The following is a 1,064-nucleotide window of genomic DNA, read 5'->3' on the forward strand; positions in this document are numbered from 1 at the left end:
TGCGCGGCCAGCGCCACCAGCACGCGCTGCAGCGCGTCGCGCACCGCCGGCGACGGCGAGGTCGCCAGCACGGCGCGCAGCTCGATGGTGGCATGGCCCAGTTCCAGCAAGGTCAGGCCGTCGCGCACCACGGCGCGGGTTTCCGCGTTCGGCGTCGGACCGGCCGCCGCATTCAATTGACTCAGCAGGTCGCGCACGCGGTTGTCGAAGCGATGCCGCAGGCCGCGCGCGGCGTGCAGGCTGGCCGCCGGCAGGCGCGCGGTGCAGGCGCCCAGCGCTTCGCGCCACAGGGCCGCGGCCACGTGCTTGCGGTTGCCCATGGTGTGCTCCGGCAGCAACGCCAGGAAGGCCACGTAGGCCAGGCCCACGCCCATCAGCTGCGCCAGCGCGACGTTGAAGTAATTGACGGCGTCGAAGGCCATGCGGCTGGTCGGCGCCAGGAAGATGCTGCTGAACATGGCCATGCCGACGCCCATGCCGGCGCGCTGCGGATTGCTGATCAGCCAGGCGCTGAACGCCATCAGCGGCATCGTCGCCAGCACCAGCGTCGGATAGTCGATGGCCTGCACCATCAGGTAGAACACGGTGACAAAGCACAGCGGCACCGCCAGCAGGAAGCCGCTCATCACCTGCTTCAGCATCTGCCGCGGGCGCGGCGACGAGGACGCCAGCGCGCCGAAGATGGCCCCCATCACGACCATGCTCGACAGCGACGGCAGCTCCAGCCAGTACCAGATGCCGGCGGCGGCCAGCAGCATCAGCGCGGCGCGCAGGCCGTTGGCGGCGACGATGCCCGGCGGCGTTTTCGGCGCATAGGCGCGCGGCTCGCTGGCCTGCATGCGGCGCCGTTGCGCCAGGCCGTCGTACACGCTGGCGAAGGCGATGATGTCGGTGGCGAAGCGCGCCAGCAGTTCGACCGCGGTGTCGAAGTCCATGCGCCAGCGCAGCGCGTCGTCCACGCTGCTGTCGATCTCGGACAAGGCCAGCGCATCGCGCGCATCGGCGATGGCGGCGGCCAGCTGCGGCACCGCCGCTTCAAACGCGCCGGCCGCGCCGTGCGCCTG

Annotated in this window: 1 protein-coding gene; it reads right to left on the reverse strand. The window is 71.4% G+C overall.

Translation table 11 applies throughout. From position 1 onward, the window contains the following. A partial coding sequence (locus GJ695_RS29365) for an FUSC family protein (RefSeq protein ID WP_208024212.1) occupies positions 1–1,064 on the reverse strand: 1,064 nt, incomplete at both ends.

Origin of the sequence: Duganella alba, from assembly GCF_009674495.1 — a bacterium.
GTDB classification, from domain to species: Bacteria; Pseudomonadota; Gammaproteobacteria; order Burkholderiales; family Burkholderiaceae_D; genus Rugamonas; species Rugamonas alba.